This is a genomic window from Streptomyces sp. NPDC059456 (assembly GCF_042750055.1).
Classification (GTDB): Bacteria; Actinomycetota; Actinomycetes; order Streptomycetales; family Streptomycetaceae; genus Streptomyces.
Window position 1 is genome coordinate 1 of record NZ_JBHYVA010000156.1, and the last position, 14390, is coordinate 14390.

A 14390-nucleotide genomic window follows, 5' to 3' on the forward strand; every position below is an offset into this window, starting at 1 on the left:
CCGCTGGTCAGCGGCGGCTGCGTGGCTGCTTACTGCATGACGGCCATGGCGAGCGCCCGCCGGGCGCGCAGCGAGACGCGCTCGGCTCGCCGCTGCATGCGGCGGGCGGCGACCAGGCGCAGGGCGCGACGCTCGGCGTCGACCTCACGCATGCGGTCGTCCATATGGGCACGGGCCAGGGCTTCTGGGATGAGTTGCATTTCGCGGGTCCTGTTCTGACGCGAGGTGATCGCGCCGGCGGTGATGAAGTCTGCGGTGGCGGAGCCGTGCGGCTGCTCGCTCGTCGTGTGGGCGGTCATGAGGGCCTGCTTCAAGGGGTCGTGCGTCAGGGGGCGGTCGATGGTTCCGATGGCGGTCATGCCGCGACAACCGGGTTCTTGCGCGGACGGCCACGGGGGCGCTTCCGGGCTACGACAACGCCCTGGACGAACAGCTCGCCACCCCAGACACCCCAGGGCTCGCGGCGCTCGAGCGCACCGGCGAGGCAGGCCTCGACCAGCGGGCAGGTGGCGCACAGGGACTTGGCGTACTCGACGTCGGCCGGGGACTCGGCGAAGAAGACCTCGGGGTCGTAGGTACGGCAGGCGACGGGTACGCCGAGGTTCTCGATGGCGTCGTCGAGCGCGGTCAGCGCGGTGAGGGGAGTCAAGGTGGAGTCCTCCGGGACTGCGGGCGGGGAGATCGTCTGGGTCTGCGGTACGGACGGGGCGTGCGCTTCGAGTTGCACGGTGTTTTCTTCCTCGTCTTGGTTGGCTAGTCGTTCCGGCCGGGTTCGGCCGGGGGCGGCTGGTACCTGGTCTTGCCAGTCCCGAGGCTCCTTCGTGCTGCCGTCCCCGTTCGGGGACAAACAGAAGGGCCGCGGATCCCGGGTGGGGTTCCGCGGCCCTGAAGGCGCCGGCCTGATCTGGAAATCAGGCTGGATCACTCCAGGGTTCGAGCCCACGGAAGGCCCACATCAGGTGGTGCTGCTGCTTCGTCTGCGTCGTCTTGGATCCGGCACCGGCTGCGGCCGCAAACCCATAGGCGCCATGCGCCTGGGCTTCCAGTACTGCCACCGGTGCCTGGGTCGGTCGCTCATTCCGCGCGCTCGCCAGGAGCGCCGAGGGCGCAGCCTGCAGGGCAGGGCTGTCAGCGGAAATCGCGGACAGACCGGTACCCAGGAGCGGGAGGAGCGAGGAGGAGCCGAGCGTGCAGGAAGCGGCGACCGAGCGATCGGTCATTTTGGTGGTGGTGATGAAGCTGGTCACTGGTCTCGCCTCCTCTCGGCGTCTCGGGGACGGGGCCCGGGGGCCTGTCCCATACGTATTCGGATAAGTACAGCACGGATCCGGAGCTTCGGAGAAGCCACCGTTTCCGTTGCTAAGAACCTATGGGGATTCGCTGGGCATGTGCAAACTATTTTTCCGACGAGTTTCTACGCGTCGTCAGGATGGCTGCCCCCAGGCTCTTGACCTGCACAGATGGCCAGGACATCGGCTCCGTACCGGTCGAGCTTGCGGCCGCCGACGCCAGAGATCATCGAGAGCTCGCCCTCCTCGGACGGTGCGGCCTCGGCGATCGCGACGAGCGTCTTGTCCGTGAACACGCAGTACGCGGGCAGTCCCTGCTCCTTCGCCTGGCCCGCGCGCCACTCCCGCAGCCGCTCGTAGAGGCCCTCGTCCATGTCGGACGGGCAGTCCTCGCAGCGCATCAGTTTCAGCTCGCCGGCCTCGGTGAGGGTCTTGCCGCACACCCGGCACAGCGCCGGTCCACGGCGCCCGCGGGCGCGCGGCGCCCGCTCGGCCCCTGCCCCGGCGCCCGCACGGCCGCCGGGGGCCGCAGAGCCCGGCCGCAGCCCGTTCAGGAAGCGGCTGGGGCGTCGGGAGGGCCTGCCGCCCGGAGCCCGCGAGAGCGCCCAGGAGAGCGTCAGGTGGTGGCGCGCCCGCGTGACGCCGACATAGAGGAGCCGGCGTTCCTCCTCCACCTGCTCGTCGGTCTTGGCGTACGTGATCGGGATCATGCCGTCGGTGAGACCGGCCAGGAACACGGCGTCCCACTCCAGGCCCTTCGCGGCGTGCAGCGAGGCGAGGGTGACGCCCTGGACGGTCGGGGCGTGCTGGGCCGCCCTGCGCTCGTCCAGCTCGACGGTCAGGTCGGCCAGGGTCGCGCCGGGCCGGCTCCGGGCGAAGTCCTCGGCGAGCCGGACCAGGGCGGCCACGGACTCCCACTGGTCGCGGACGGCGCCGGAGCCGGCGGGCGGCTCGGTGGTCCAGCCGGTGGAACTGAGGACGGCCCGGACCTGGGAGCCGAGTTCGACGACGTCGTCGAGCAGGGGGTCGTTGCCGCCGGAGCGGGCGGCGCCGCGCAGGGCGAGGATCGCCTTCTGCACCTCGCCGCGCTCGAAGAAGCGCTCGGCGCCGCGCAGCTGGTACGGCACCCCGGCGTCGGCGAGCGCCTGCTCGTAGACCTCGGACTGGGCGTTGATGCGGTAGAGCACGGCGATCTCGCCGGCCGGGACGCCCGCCGCGATCAGGTCCCGGATCCGCAGCGCGACGCCCTCGGCCTCGGCGGGCTCGTCGGGGTACTCGGCGTACACCGGGTCGGGGCCGGGATCGCGCTGGGAGACCAGTTCCAGGCGGTGCTCGGCGGCGCGCCCCTTGGCCTGGCCCAGCAGCCCGTTGGCGAGGTGGACGACCTGGGGGGTGGAGCGGTAGTCGCGGACCAGCTTGACCACGGTGGCCTGCGGGTAGCGGGTGCGGAAGTTCAGCAGGTGGTCCGGGGTGGCCCCGGTGAAGGAGTAGATCGTCTGGCTGGCGTCACCGACGACGCAGAGGCTGTCGCGCTCGCCGAGCCACAGGTCCAGCAGCCGCTGCTGGAGCGGGCTGACGTCCTGGTACTCGTCCACCACGAAGTGCTGGTACTGGGTGCGGATCTGCTCGGCGATGTCGTGCCGGTCCTGGAGGATGCCGACCGTGAGCAGCAGCACGTCCTCGAAGTCGATCACGCCGCGGTCGCGCTTGAGCTGCTCGTACGTCCCGTAGATCTGGGCGATCTCCGCCATGTCCCGGGGGGCTTCGCGGCCCGCCTTGAGGGCTGCGGCCGGATAGTCGGAGGGCACGGTCTGGGTGACCTTCGCCCACTCGATCTCGCCCGTGACGTCGCGCAGCTCGCCGCGGTCGAGCCGGATGCGGCAGCGCGCGCCGGCCTCGGCGACGAGCTGGACCTTGCGCTCGACGAGCCGGGGCACCTCGCCGCCGATCGCCTTGGGCCAGAAGTACTGGAGCTGGCGCAGGGCGGCGGAGTGGAACGTCCGCGCCTGCACCCCGCCCGCACCCAGGGAGCGCAGGCGGCCGCGCATCTCGCCGGCGGCGCGGTTGGTGAACGTGACGGCCAGCACACTGGCCGGCATCAGCTGGCCCGAGCGGACCCCGTAGGCGATCCGGTGGGTGATCGCCCGGGTCTTGCCCGTGCCCGCGCCCGCCAGCACGCACACCGGCCCGCGCAGGGTCGTCGCGACCTGGCGCTGCTCCGGGTCCAGGCCCAGGAGCACCGCGTCGGCCGAGTCCGCGCCGGCGGGGAAGGATGAGGAGTGCGTTGCTGATGTCACCCCGCCATGCTGCCAGGTCCCGAGGGGCGGACGGGAAACCCGTCCACAGGGTGCGCGCATTCGTCGTACCGGTCCGCGGCCCGCGTGACGCACCTGACGTACCAGGGGCACCGCGGCTGCGGGAATGGCCCCGCGGTCCCGTACGTTCGAGTACTCGGACCAGCACCCAGACCCCACAGAGGAGACCGCAGCATGCAGGACACGGGTTCCGTCACGATGTACAGCACGACCTGGTGCGGCTACTGCCGCCGGCTGAAGACCCAGCTGGACCGGGAAGGCATCGCGTACAACGAGATCAACATCGAGCTGGACCCCGAGTCCGCGGCGTTCGTCGAGAAGGCGAACGGCGGCAACCAGACGGTCCCGACCGTCCTCGTGGTGTCCCCGGCCGGGGCCGAGTCGGTCATGACGAACCCGAGCCTGGCCCAGGTCAAGCAGGCCCTCGCCGTCTGACCTCCGGCCACCGGACCGGTGCGCAGCGCACAGAAAGGCCCCCGCCGTGGCGGGGGCCTTCTGCTGTCCGACGGGCGTGGTGCGAGCGGGCCCTACGCGACCGGGCGCGGCAGCGGCTCCCCGTACCAGCGCTCGACCAGGCGGGCCGCGATGGAGATCCCCGACGGGGGCACCATCTCGCCGCTCTCGAACGCGGCGCGCAGCTCCTCGCGGGAGAACCAGCGGGCCTCCTGGATCTCCTCGCCGTCGACCGTGATCTCGGTGGTGGTGGCGCGCGCCGTGAAGCCCAGCATCAGGCTGTACGGGAACGGCCAGGGCTGGCTGGCGACGTACTCGACCTCGCCGACCTTGATGCCCGCCTCCTCCCACACCTCGCGGACGACGGACTGCTCGATCGACTCGCCCGGCTCCACGAACCCGGCCAGCGTCGAGAAGCGCCCCTCCGGCCAGTGCACCTGGCGGCCCAGCAGCGCACGGTCGTGCTCGTCGGTGACCAGCATGATCACCGCCGGGTCGGTGCGCGGGTAGTGCTCGGCACCGCAGCCGGGGCAGCGCCGGATGTGCCCGGCGGCCGCGACCACCGTGCGCTCGCCGCAGCGGGAGCAGAAGCGGTGCATCCGCTGCCAGTTCTCCAGGGCCACGGCGTGCACCATCAGCCCGGCGTCGCGCGGGCCCAGCAGCAGCCCGGCCTCCCGCAGGCCGGCCGGGCGGGCCGACTGGTCCATCCGGCCCGGCAGCGAGTCCTTCTGGAGCGCGAAGTACCGCACGCCGTCGTCGTCGGTGCCCAGGAAGTAGCGGTGCGTCTCGGTGAGCGGGGCCTCGAAGGCCGGGGTCATCACGATCCCGGTCTCCCCGTCGGGGGTGTCGTCGATCAGGACCTGACCGCCGGAGACCACGAAGACGCGGGTCGTCGGGTGGCTCCAGGCGGCCGCGAGCCAGGCCTCGTCGAGGCGGTGGTGCGCGGCGCGGTCGATCCCGCTGGGCGCGGCGAGCGAGATCGGGTGCTCGGTATGGGTGCTCACAGGTACTTCCAACTCCCCCGGTGGTGGGACAGGCAGGCTCAGTGACGGGTGACGCGTGGCTCATGGCCGGGTGGCACGGTGCGGCTGTGTGGGTCAGGCGGGGTTCCCGTGGCCCCCGGCCAGATCGCCCCACAGGTAGGCCGCCGTCTCGACGCCCTTCATGAGCAGGTCCAGCTCGACCTTCTCGTTCGGCGAGTGCCAGCCGTCGGACGGCACCGAGATGCCGAGGAACAGGACGGGCGCGTCCAGGACGTCCTGGAGGTCCGCCGCGGGTCCGGAGCCGCCCTCGCGGGTGAAGCGGACCTTCTCGCCGAACGCGCGGCCCATGGCCCGGACGACGGACCGCAGCGCCGGGTGGTCCAGCGGCGTCAGGCAGGGCCGGGTGGGCGCGCCGAAGACGATGGAGTGGCGGATCCCCTGCGGGATGCGCGCGGCGACCCAGTCCCTGACGGCCGCCTCGACCTCGTACGGGTCCTGCCCGGACACCAGCCGGAACGAGAGCTTCAGGTGGGCGGAGGCGGGCACGATGGTCTTGCCGCCGGGGCCCTGGTAGCCGCCGCCGATGCCGTTGACCTCGGCGGTCGGGCGGGCCCAGACCCGCTCCAGGGTGGAGTAGCCCTTCTCGCCCGCGGCGGCGTGCGACTTGGCCGTGCGCAGCCATTCGGACTCGTCGAACGGCAGCTCGGCGATCAGCGCCCGCTCCTCGTCCGTGAGCTCGGCGATGTTGTCGTAGAAGCCGGGGATCGTGACCCGCTCGTCGGCGTCGTGCAGCGCCGCGACCAGGCGGGCGGCGACGGTGGCCGGATTGGGCACGGCCCCGCCGAAGGCCCCGGAGTGGATGTCCTGGTCGGGCCCGTGCAGGTCGATCTCGCAGTCGGCGACGCCGCGCATGCCGGTGCAGACGGTGGGCGTGGTCTCGGACCACATGCCGGTGTCGGAGACGATCACGATGTCGGTGGCGAGGCGCTCCGCCTCCCGCTCCACCAGCGCGCGGAAGTGCGGGGAGCCCGACTCCTCCTCGCCCTCGACGAGCAGCTTCAGGTGCACGGCCGGGGCCTCGGCGCCGGTCGCGGCCAGGTGGGCCCGCACGCCGAGGGTGTGGAAGAAGACCTGTCCCTTGTCGTCGGCGGCGCCGCGCGCGTACATCCGGCCGTCCTTGACGACGGGCTCGAACGGGTCGGTGTGCCAGCCGTCGGCGACGGCGGCGGGCTGCACGTCGTGGTGCCCGTAGACGAGGACGGTCGGGGCGTCCGGGTCGGCGCTCGGCCACTCGGCGAAGACGGCGGGCGCGCCGGGGGTCTCCCAGACCTCCGTGACCGGGAAGCCGGTCTCCTTGAGCTTCGCGGCGAGCCACTCGGCGCTGCGGCGTACGTCGTCCGCGTGCTCGGGCTGGGCCGAGACGGAGGGGATGCGCAGCCACTCGGCGAGGTCGTCGAGGAAGGCGGCGCGGTGGGTGCCGATGTACGTGCGGACGACGCTGTCCGCCGGGGTTTCGCTCATGCCTACGAGCCTAACTGTCGGGTTGCGCGTCACTGTCCGTGTCCGATTTGCCTTGGAGGATCCGCTCAAGACGGGCCCGGTCGGGGAGGTCCCGGGGCCGGATCACGCGGCCGCTGCGGACGTGGAGGAAGGCGGCGGCGACCTCCTCGAGGGGCGTGCCGGTGGTTTCCGACCAGGCCAGGCGGTAGACGGCGAGCTGGAGCGGATCGGCCTCGGTGGTGCGGCCGGTCTTCCAGTCGACGATCTCGTACGAGCCGTCGGGGTTGCGGTACACGGCGTCGATCCGGCCCCGGATGACGCGGCCGGCGAGGGTGAGCTGGACCGGGACCTCCATCCGGTACGGGGTGCGCTCGGCGTACTCGCTGCGCTCGAAGGCGGCCTTGAGGGAGTCGAGGTCGGCCTCGTCGGCGATCTCCTGGTCGGAGCCGGGCAGCTCGGTGGCCGGGTCGAGGACGTCGAGGAGCGGGAGGGGCAGCTCGTCGAAGCGGGACTCGACCCAGGCGTGGAACCGGGTGCCCTGGCGGGCGGCGGGCTGCGGCGGCTTGGGCATGGGGCGGGCGAGATCACGGGCGAAGCCCTGGGCGTCCGCGGCGAGGCGCAGGAGCTGGCTGGCCGAGAGCGCGGCCGGCAGCTCGACGTCGCGCACGGCGGCGCGGGCACGCCGCAGCTCGCCCTCGAGGGCGTCGAGATCCCGGTCCCAGGAGGCCACGGCCCGCGCCTCTTCGGACGTGAGGGCGGTCTGCGCCGCACGGCGGTCCCGTGCCGGCCCGCCGCGCGGGGGCGCGGGCGGGGGGCCCGGGCGGCGCGGGGCGGGGGCCCCCGGCGGGGTAAACCGGGGGGGCGCCGGCGGGCCCCCCGGGCCCGCCGAGCTGTTCACCGCCCGCTACTGGGCCGGCCTCGTCGCGGAGGCGGAGGCCGGGCTGCTCGACTTCGTCGCCTTCGAGGACGGGCTCGCCCTCCAGTCCTCCTCCCCCGCCGGCCACGACGAGCGCACGGACCGCGTCCGTGGCCGGCTCGACGCGGTCCTTACCGCCGCCCGGGTGGCCCCGCTGACCCGCCGCATCGGGCTCGTGGGATCCGTGACCACCACCCATACCGAGCCCTTCCACGTCTCCAAGGCGGTGGCCACCCTCGACCACGTCAGCCGCGGCCGCGCCGGAGTGCACGTACAGGTCTCCGGACTCCCCCACGAGAAAGGGCACTTCGGCCGCCGCCCGGCGCCGCTCCCGGAGGACGAACTGCACGAGGAGGCGGCCGACCACGTCGAGGTGATCCGGCGGCTGTGGGACAGCTGGGAGGACGGCGCGGAGATCCGCGACGTGGCGAGCGGCCGGTTCGTGGACCGCGACAAGCTGCACCACATCGACTTCGAAGGCCGCCACTTCAGTGTCCGGGGTCCCTCGATCACACCGCGCCCGCCCCAGGGCCAGCCGCTCGTGAGCGCACGCGCCGCCGACAGTGCGGCGTACGGGCTCATCGCCCGGTCGGCCGACATCGGCCGGCTCGTCACCCGCGACACCGAACAGGCACGGGCCGCCGTCACCGCCGTCCGCGGGCTCCGCGCCTCGGCGGGGCTCGCCGAACGGCCGCTGCACCTCTTCGGGGAGCTGACCGTGTTCCTCGACGAGGCCCCCGGAGCGGCGGCCGACCGCCGCGGCCGCCTCGACGAGCTCGCGCGCGAACCGTACGACGGTGACGACGCCGTGTTCACCGGCACCCCGGGGCAGTTGGCCGAGCTGCTCCACGAGCGCCGGGAGGCCGGTCTGTCGGGCTTCCTGCTGAGGCCCGCGGTCATCGCCCACGACCTGCCCGCCATCACCCGCGCGCTGGTTCCGGAGCTCCAGCGGCGGGGCCTGTTCCGCCGGGAGTACGAGGCGGACACCCTGCGCGGCCTGCTGGGGCTCGGCCGGCCCGCCAACCGTTACGCCGCCGCGGCCACGGCCCCGGCGGCCTGAGGCGCGTCTCACCCGCCCCTCATCGCCCCGTTCGCCTCGACTCGCGTCGTCTCTCGCCCCGCCCCCGCCCCTCGCCTCTCGCCTCTCGCCTCTCACACGTCGTCTCTCGCCTCTCGCCCCGGAAGGACGAACCATGCCCACCAAGCCGCTCAAACAGATCCACCTCGCGGCCCACTTCCCGGGCGTCAACAACACCACCGTCTGGAGCGACCCGGCGGCTGGCAGCCACATCGACTTCGACTCGTTCGTCCACTTCGCCCGGACCGCGGAGCGCGCGAAGTTCGACTTCCTGTTCCTCGCCGAAGGGCTGCGGCTGCGCGAACAGGGCGGGCAGATCTACGATCTGGACGTCGTCGGGAGGCCCGACACCTTCACCGTGCTGGCCGCCCTCGCGGCCGTCACCGACCGCCTCGGGCTGACCGGCACCATCAACTCCACCTTCAACGAACCGTACGAAGTGGCCCGCCAGTTCGCCTCCCTGGACCACCTGTCGGACGGCCGGGCCGCCTGGAACGTGGTCACCTCCTGGGACGCGTTCACCGGCGAGAACTTCCGGCGGGGAGGCTTCCTGCCCCGCGAGGAGCGCTACAGCCGCGCGAAGGAGTTCCTGGCCACCGCGCACGAGCTGTTCGACTCCTGGGACGGCAGCGAGATCGTCGCCGACGCCGGGTCCGGCACCTTCCTGCGCGACGCCCGGGCCGGGGCCTTCGCCCACAAGGGCCCGCAGTTCGACATCGAGGGCCGCTTCAACGTGCCGCGCAGCCCGCAGGGCCGCCCGGTGATCTTCCAGGCGGGCGACTCGGACGAGGGCCGCGAGTTCGCCGCCTCCGACGCCGACGCGATCTTCGGCCGCTACGGGACCCTCGACGAGGGCCGGGCGTTCTACGCCGACGTCAAACGCCGCCTCGCGAAGTACGGGCGCACCGAGGACCAGTTGAAGATCCTGCCCGCGGCCACGTTCGTCCTCGGTGACACCGACGCCGAAGCCCGCGAGGCCGCCCACGAGGTGCGCCGCCTCCAGGTCAGCGGGCAGACCGCGATCAAGTACCTCGAACACGTGTGGAACCGGGACCTGTCCGGCTACGACCCCGACGGTCCCCTGCCCGACGTCGACCCGCTGACCGGTGAGAACACCATCGCCCTCGGCCGCGCCAGCGTGCGCCAGTTCCGCGACCCCCTCGAGACCGCCCGGCAGTGGCGCGCGCTCGCCGAGGCCAAGAACCTCTCGATCCGGGAGCTGGTCATCGCCACCACCTCCGGCCAGACCTTCGTCGGCTCGGCCGCGACGGTCGCCGAGCAGATCGACACGCTGGTGCAGGCGGACGCGGCCGACGGTTTCATCCTGGTCCCGCACATCACCCCGGGCGGCCTCGACGCCTTCGCCGACACCGTCGTCCCGCTGCTCCAGGAACGCGGGGTCTTCCGCAGCGAGTACGAGGGCACCACCCTGCGCGACCACCTGGGCCTCGCCGTGCCCCGGGCCACCGCCGGCCGGCGGGCGGCGGCCTCGTGAAGTTCCTGGCCATCACCCTGATCACCGACGACGCGGACCCGGTGACGGGCGCCGCACCCCCCACCCGGCAGCGGTTCCGCGAAGTCGTCGCGAGCGCCCTGCGCGCGGAGGAGCTCGGCTTCGACGGGTTCGGCGTCGGTGAGCGCCACGAACGGCCGTTCCTGTCCTCCTCCCCGCCGGTGGTGCTCGCCCACATCGCCGCCCTGACCAGCCGGATCCGGCTCTTCACCGCGGTCACCACGCTGAGCCTGCTGGACCCGGTGCGGGCGTACGAGGACTACGCGACCCTGGACCACCTCAGCGGCGGCCGACTGGAACTGATGATCGGCAAGGGCAACGGCACGGCGCAGCGCGAGCTGTTCCACGTGACGCCCGAGGACCAGTGGGAGCGCAACTCCGAGAGCTACGAGCTGTTCCGGCGGATCTGGCGCGAGGACAAGGTGACCGCCGAACCGCGCTTCCGCCCGGCGCTGAACGGCGCGGAGGTGCTGCCGCGTCCGTACCAGCGCAGGCTGCGCGTCTGGCACGGCAGCGCGACGAGCCGGGAGTCGGTGGACCTGGCGGCACGCTACGGGGACCCACTGTTCTCGGCGAACGTCACCCATCCCATCGGCCCGTACGCGGAACTCGTCCGGTACTACAGGGAGCGCTGGGAACACCACGGGCACGACCCGGCGCACGCCGTCGTCGGTGCGGGCACGGCCGGGTACCACGCGGCGCGCACCTCTCAGCAGGCCGTCGCCGCGTACCGGCCGGCCTTCGCCCGGTACCTGGCGGCGCACCGCGCACAAGGCGTGGAGCCGGTCTTCGCGACCCTGGAGGACTTCGTCGAGCGCAGCTCGGCGCTGATCGGCAGCCCCCAGCAGGTGATCGAGAAGGTCCACCGCTACCACGCGGAGTTCGGCCACACCGTCCTGCACCTGCAGGCCGAGGCGGGCGGGCTCCCCGAGGCGGAGCACCGCTCCTCCCTCGAACTCTTCCGGTCGGAGATCGCCCCGGTGCTGCGCCGGGAGATACCCGACCCGTCCTTCCCCGACCTGTAAGGAGCCAGGCCATGTCCGGAATCCCCCTCGGGGTCCTCGACCTCGTCCCGGTCACGTCCGGCTCGACCGCCGCCGAGGCCCTCAAGAACAGCATCGACCTGGCCCGCCGTACCGAGGCGTTCGGCTACGCCCGCTACTGGTTCGCCGAGCACCACCTCAACCCGGGCGTCGCCGGGACCTCCCCCGCGGTCGTCCTGGCCCTGACCGCCTCCGCCACCAGCACCATCCGGATCGGTTCCGGCGCCGTGCAGCTCGGCCACCGCACCGCCCTGTCGACGGTGGAGGAGTTCGGCCTGATCGACGCGTTGCACCCCGGGCGGCTGGACCTGGGCCTGGGCCGCTCGGCGGGCCCGCCGCAGCGGCGCCGGCCGACGCCGGACGAGGGGGCGGACGAGCCCGCGCCGCCGCCGGTCCGAGCCACCCCGGTCGTCGACGGGTACGCCCCGAACGGGCTGCGCATCCCGGACCGGTTCTCCTTCGCCCATCTGCTGGGTCACCCGCGGGTGGCGCTCCAGCAGAAGTTGCTCAGCCTGCCGGGCGCGCAGCCGCAGGACTACTCCGAGCAGGTCGACGACGTCCTCGCGCTGCTGCGCGGCGAGTACCGTACGCCGGAGGGTGTGGAGGCGCACGCCGTTCCCGGCGAGGGAGCCGACGTACAGGTGTGGATCCTGGGCAGCAGCGGCGGGGTGAGCGCGGAGACCGCGGGCCGCAACGGGCTGCGCTTCGCGGCGAATTACCACGTCAGCCCGGCCACGGTGCTGGAAGCCGCGGAAGGGTACCGGGCCGCCTTCAAGCCGTCCGCGGAGCTGGACCGGCCGTACGTGACGGTCTCGGCCGACGTGGTGGTCGCCGAGGACGACGCGACGGCCCGCGAGCTGGCCACCGGGTACGCGCCCTGGGTGCGCAGCATCCGCACGGCCGAGGGCGCGATCCCCTATCCCACGCCCGGCCAGGCGCGTGCCCTGCCCTGGTCGCGGGAGGACGGCGAGCTGGTGGCGGACCGGGTGGAAACGCAGTTCGTGGGCTCGGCCCGGACCGTCGCCGACCACCTGGAGCGGCTGCAGGAGGCCACGGGCGCGGACGAGCTGCTGATCACGACGATCACCCACGGGCACGCGGACCGGGTCCGCTCGTACCGCCTGCTGGCGCAGGAGTGGCAACGCCGCGGCTGACCGGCGGCCGGCATGCGCGGCCGGGTCACGGGGTACGCGTGGGGTGTGGGATCAGAACGGCTGACGTTCGACGGCTGGATCGCCGCCGTCGGAACGCGCTCCGGCACGCGCGTGGTCGTGGGCCACTGGCCCAGGTCACCGTTCGGGGCGTTCAGTGACGTGATGCTGGAGCGCGCCGACGGATGGCGCACTCTGCTGGCGCCCACCGCCGGGACGGCCGAGTACATCGGCGGGGTGTACCAGTTCGACGAGGTCCGGACGGCTCCGGTGCGCGTGGACCGGCACGACGGGGTGTGGGAGGTCGCGGCGGGACCCCTCGACCTGTGCTTCCGGATCGGGCGTCGCAGGGCCCTCGGCCTGGCCCTGCGGGCCGTTCCCCGCCCGCTCGCCCGGCTTCCGCTGTGGGCGGCCGTCGCCGACGGACCCGCCCGCCTGCTGACCGGCGTACGGACGCGGGGCAGCTCGCGCCCCGGATGCCGCCAGTGGTACGCGGCCGGCGACCTGTGGCCGATCGTCACGGCCCGGGCCTGCCTCGACGGGGCCGACCTCGGCCCCCTGGCCCCCGTCACCCCGCCCGTGCGCTTCGGCTTCGCGTCGGCTCCCGCGTCGCCGTCACTGGTGCGGGTGCACTCCACCGTCGAACGCACCGTTCCCTGAACTCCGGCGCCCGTACCCTCCGCGCTCAACCCGCCGCAGGGCCGCAGGAGCCGGGCGCGTTGCGGGCGATCCGGTACAACACGCACCGGCGGAGCGGTCCTTCGGGGACGCTCGGGTCCTCGAAGTCGTCGGCCGGGTTCCGGGTCATGCCGATGCGGCGCATCACCGCCTGGGAACGGAGGTTGCGGACCGTCGTCGACGCCACGATCTCCGGCAGCCCGAGGGTCTCGAAGCCGAAGGCCAGACAGGCCTTTGCCGCCTCGGTGGCATAACCGCGGCCCCATGCCGAGCGCGTCAGCCGCCACCCGATGTCCACCCCTTCGAACGGCATCTCCGCGTCCACCCGGTCGAGGCCGGCGCGGCCCACGAAAGCACCGGTTTCCCGTAGTTCGAGTGCCCACCATCCGAATCCCCGCTCGTCGAACCGAGTCTGCATGAGCTCCACCACGGCATCGCTCTGTTCGCGCGTGAGCAGCTCGCCCAGGTGTTCCCGGACGTGGGGATCGGCGTTCATCGCCGCCCACGGTTCGAGGTCGGACGCCCGCCACCGGCGGAGCAGGAGTCGATCGGTACGCAGTTGCGTCATGCCGAGCAGCCAACGCCATCCCGATCAGGGTGTCGATCGGTTTCTCTCGAGGACCCCGGACTCCTCGGTGCTCAGTCGCCGGCCTGCACCGGGCTGATCTCGAAGGCTCCGCACACCCGCAGGTGGTAGGGGATCTGCACGGCCTGGTAGCTGTTCGGCGGGTAGACCTTGACGTACGTCGACGTCGGCCGGCAGCCCGCCGCCACGCCCTCGCTGTTGGTCCGCAGGACGGCGCTCACGCTGTCGCCGGGCCGGACGGCGACAGCGTCCACCGGTTCGCCGGTGCGGATCGCGGAGGTCCCGATCTGGTGGTGCCGGACGTCCACGACGCTGACGCCCGGGTAGCCGCGCAACGCGCAGGTGTGGGTCGAGGTGTTGGTGAAGTTTATCGGGTAGTAGAGGGAGCCCGCGGCGCCGTCCGGGCCGCCGATGGCCAGGTTCAGGTCGGCCACGCGGCAGGCGGGGGCACTCGGCAGGGCGGATGCCTGGGTGGCGCCCACTGCGGCGCCCGTGGTGGCGAAGAGCATGGCGGCAGCGATGGTCGCCGCCCGGGTCAGGACGTTGGTCATGGTGCCGACTCCTGTGCCAGCGAAGGGAGTTGTCCCGGTACGGACGGCACGCGGATCGCTGTCCGCGCCGTCTGCGGGAGAACGGCCCGCACGGATGCCTGCACGGTGCGGGCCTGATGGGACCATTCTAGCGACTGGCGGTCCCCGCGACCTTTCGAGCGCGACGGCGGTGCGCCCACGCAAAACGCCCGGCCGGAGAATCTCGGCCGAGCGTCTGTTCGTACGGTTTCCACCGGGGTGGTGGCTTAGTACCAGTGGTTGGCCTGCCAGAAGTTCCAGGCGCCGACCGGGCTGCCGTAGCGGGAGTTCATGTAGTCCAGGCCCCACTTGATCT

The 14390-nt window shown here is 72.8% G+C and carries 15 protein-coding genes and 1 pseudogene; 6 read left to right on the plus strand and 10 right to left on the minus strand.

Going from position 1 to position 14390, the window contains the following annotated elements; translation table 11 throughout:
* Positions 1–29: 29 nt before the first annotated feature.
* The 4 genes from ACFXA3_RS16230 to ACFXA3_RS16245 form a co-directional block, all read right to left on the minus strand.
* Entirely contained in the window at positions 30–359 is a 330-nt protein-coding gene (locus ACFXA3_RS16230) for a hypothetical protein (protein WP_054223157.1), read from the minus strand.
* On the minus strand, positions 356–727 hold the full coding sequence (locus ACFXA3_RS16235; protein WP_030153506.1) for a WhiB family transcriptional regulator: 372 nt from the start codon (positions 725–727) through the stop codon (positions 356–358). The genes ACFXA3_RS16230 and ACFXA3_RS16235 overlap by 4 nt, the downstream gene beginning before the upstream one ends.
* Before the next feature lie 184 nt (positions 728–911).
* The gene (locus ACFXA3_RS16240; protein ID WP_385187254.1) at positions 912–1247 is read right to left on the minus strand and encodes a hypothetical protein; all 336 of its coding nucleotides are present in this window, start codon (positions 1245–1247) and stop codon (positions 912–914) included.
* A gap of 167 nt (positions 1248–1414) precedes the next feature.
* The gene (locus ACFXA3_RS16245; protein ID WP_385187256.1) at positions 1415–3646 is read right to left on the minus strand and encodes an ATP-dependent DNA helicase UvrD2; all 2232 of its coding nucleotides are present in this window, start codon (positions 3644–3646) and stop codon (positions 1415–1417) included.
* Between the two features lie 132 nt (positions 3647–3778).
* On the opposite strand from ACFXA3_RS16245, the gene ACFXA3_RS16250 reads away from it, so the two are divergent.
* Positions 3779–4039 (plus strand): mycoredoxin, encoded by a 261-nt coding sequence (locus ACFXA3_RS16250; RefSeq protein ID WP_054223160.1) that lies wholly within the window; start codon positions 3779–3781, stop codon positions 4037–4039.
* A 92-nt stretch (positions 4040–4131) separates the two neighbouring features.
* Here the strand turns inward: ACFXA3_RS16250 and nudC are convergent, their stop codons facing one another.
* From nudC to ACFXA3_RS16265, 3 genes are all read right to left on the minus strand, one after another.
* Positions 4132–5073 (minus strand): NAD(+) diphosphatase, encoded by a 942-nt coding sequence (gene nudC / locus ACFXA3_RS16255; protein ID WP_385187258.1) that lies wholly within the window; start codon positions 5071–5073, stop codon positions 4132–4134.
* Positions 5074–5154: 81 nt separating this feature from the next.
* Positions 5155–6561, minus strand: coding sequence for a dipeptidase (locus ACFXA3_RS16260; RefSeq protein ID WP_385187260.1), 1407 nt, complete (start codon positions 6559–6561; stop codon positions 5155–5157).
* A 10-nt stretch (positions 6562–6571) separates the two neighbouring features.
* On the minus strand, positions 6572–7270 hold the full coding sequence (locus ACFXA3_RS16265; protein WP_385187262.1) for a PD-(D/E)XK nuclease family protein: 699 nt from the start codon (positions 7268–7270) through the stop codon (positions 6572–6574).
* Positions 7271–7289: 19 nt separating this feature from the next.
* Here ACFXA3_RS16265 and ACFXA3_RS16270 point away from each other — a divergent pair, with 19 nt between their 5' ends.
* From ACFXA3_RS16270 to ACFXA3_RS16290, 5 genes are all read left to right on the plus strand, one after another.
* Entirely contained in the window at positions 7290–8516 is a 1227-nt protein-coding gene (locus ACFXA3_RS16270; protein ID WP_385187264.1) for an LLM class flavin-dependent oxidoreductase, read from the plus strand.
* Positions 8517–8649: 133 nt separating this feature from the next.
* The gene (locus tag ACFXA3_RS16275) at positions 8650–10029 is read left to right on the plus strand and encodes an NtaA/DmoA family FMN-dependent monooxygenase (protein WP_385187266.1); all 1380 of its coding nucleotides are present in this window, start codon (positions 8650–8652) and stop codon (positions 10027–10029) included.
* The gene (locus ACFXA3_RS16280; protein WP_385187268.1) at positions 10026–11072 is read left to right on the plus strand and encodes an LLM class flavin-dependent oxidoreductase; all 1047 of its coding nucleotides are present in this window, start codon (positions 10026–10028) and stop codon (positions 11070–11072) included. Before ACFXA3_RS16275 ends, ACFXA3_RS16280 begins: the two co-directional genes overlap by 4 nt.
* Positions 11073–11083: 11 nt before the next feature.
* Positions 11084–12244, plus strand: coding sequence for an LLM class flavin-dependent oxidoreductase (locus ACFXA3_RS16285; protein ID WP_385187270.1), 1161 nt, complete (start codon positions 11084–11086; stop codon positions 12242–12244).
* Between the two features lie 12 nt (positions 12245–12256).
* Positions 12257–12901, plus strand: a complete 645-nt coding sequence (locus tag ACFXA3_RS16290) for a hypothetical protein (protein ID WP_385187272.1) — start codon at positions 12257–12259, stop codon at positions 12899–12901.
* Positions 12902–12926: 25 nt separating this feature from the next.
* On the opposite strand, the gene ACFXA3_RS16295 is transcribed toward ACFXA3_RS16290, so the two are convergent.
* The 3 genes and pseudogenes from ACFXA3_RS16295 to ACFXA3_RS16305 all read right to left on the minus strand — a co-directional run.
* Positions 12927–13487: a GNAT family N-acetyltransferase gene (locus ACFXA3_RS16295; RefSeq protein ID WP_385187274.1), complete on the minus strand. Its 561-nt coding sequence runs from the start codon at positions 13485–13487 to the stop codon at positions 12927–12929.
* A gap of 71 nt (positions 13488–13558) precedes the next feature.
* Positions 13559–14056 (minus strand): DUF4232 domain-containing protein, encoded by a 498-nt coding sequence (locus ACFXA3_RS16300; protein ID WP_385187276.1) that lies wholly within the window; start codon positions 14054–14056, stop codon positions 13559–13561.
* A gap of 245 nt (positions 14057–14301) precedes the next feature.
* Positions 14302–14390 (minus strand): annotated as a pseudogene (locus tag ACFXA3_RS16305) (lytic transglycosylase domain-containing protein); the annotation flags it as partial.

Excerpts from the sequence above, each read along its gene's own strand:
- ACFXA3_RS16230 (WP_054223157.1), bottom strand. The coding sequence starts at position 359 with ATGACCGCCATCGGAACCATCGACCGCCCCCTGACGCACGACCCCTTG.
- ACFXA3_RS16245 (WP_385187256.1), bottom strand. The coding sequence starts at position 3,646 with ATGCGCGCACCCTGTGGACGGGTTTCCCGTCCGCCCCTCGGGACCTGG.
- ACFXA3_RS16250 (WP_054223160.1), top strand. The coding sequence starts at position 3,779 with ATGCAGGACACGGGTTCCGTCACGATGTACAGCACGACCTGGTGCGGC.
- ACFXA3_RS16260 (WP_385187260.1), bottom strand. The coding sequence starts at position 6,561 with ATGAGCGAAACCCCGGCGGACAGCGTCGTCCGCACGTACATCGGCACC.
- ACFXA3_RS16275 (WP_385187266.1), top strand. The coding sequence starts at position 8,650 with ATGCCCACCAAGCCGCTCAAACAGATCCACCTCGCGGCCCACTTCCCG.
- ACFXA3_RS16285 (WP_385187270.1), top strand. The coding sequence starts at position 11,084 with ATGTCCGGAATCCCCCTCGGGGTCCTCGACCTCGTCCCGGTCACGTCC.
- ACFXA3_RS16290 (WP_385187272.1), top strand. The coding sequence starts at position 12,257 with ATGCGCGGCCGGGTCACGGGGTACGCGTGGGGTGTGGGATCAGAACGG.
- ACFXA3_RS16295 (WP_385187274.1), bottom strand. The coding sequence starts at position 13,487 with ATGACGCAACTGCGTACCGATCGACTCCTGCTCCGCCGGTGGCGGGCG.
- ACFXA3_RS16300 (WP_385187276.1), bottom strand. The coding sequence starts at position 14,056 with ATGACCAACGTCCTGACCCGGGCGGCGACCATCGCTGCCGCCATGCTC.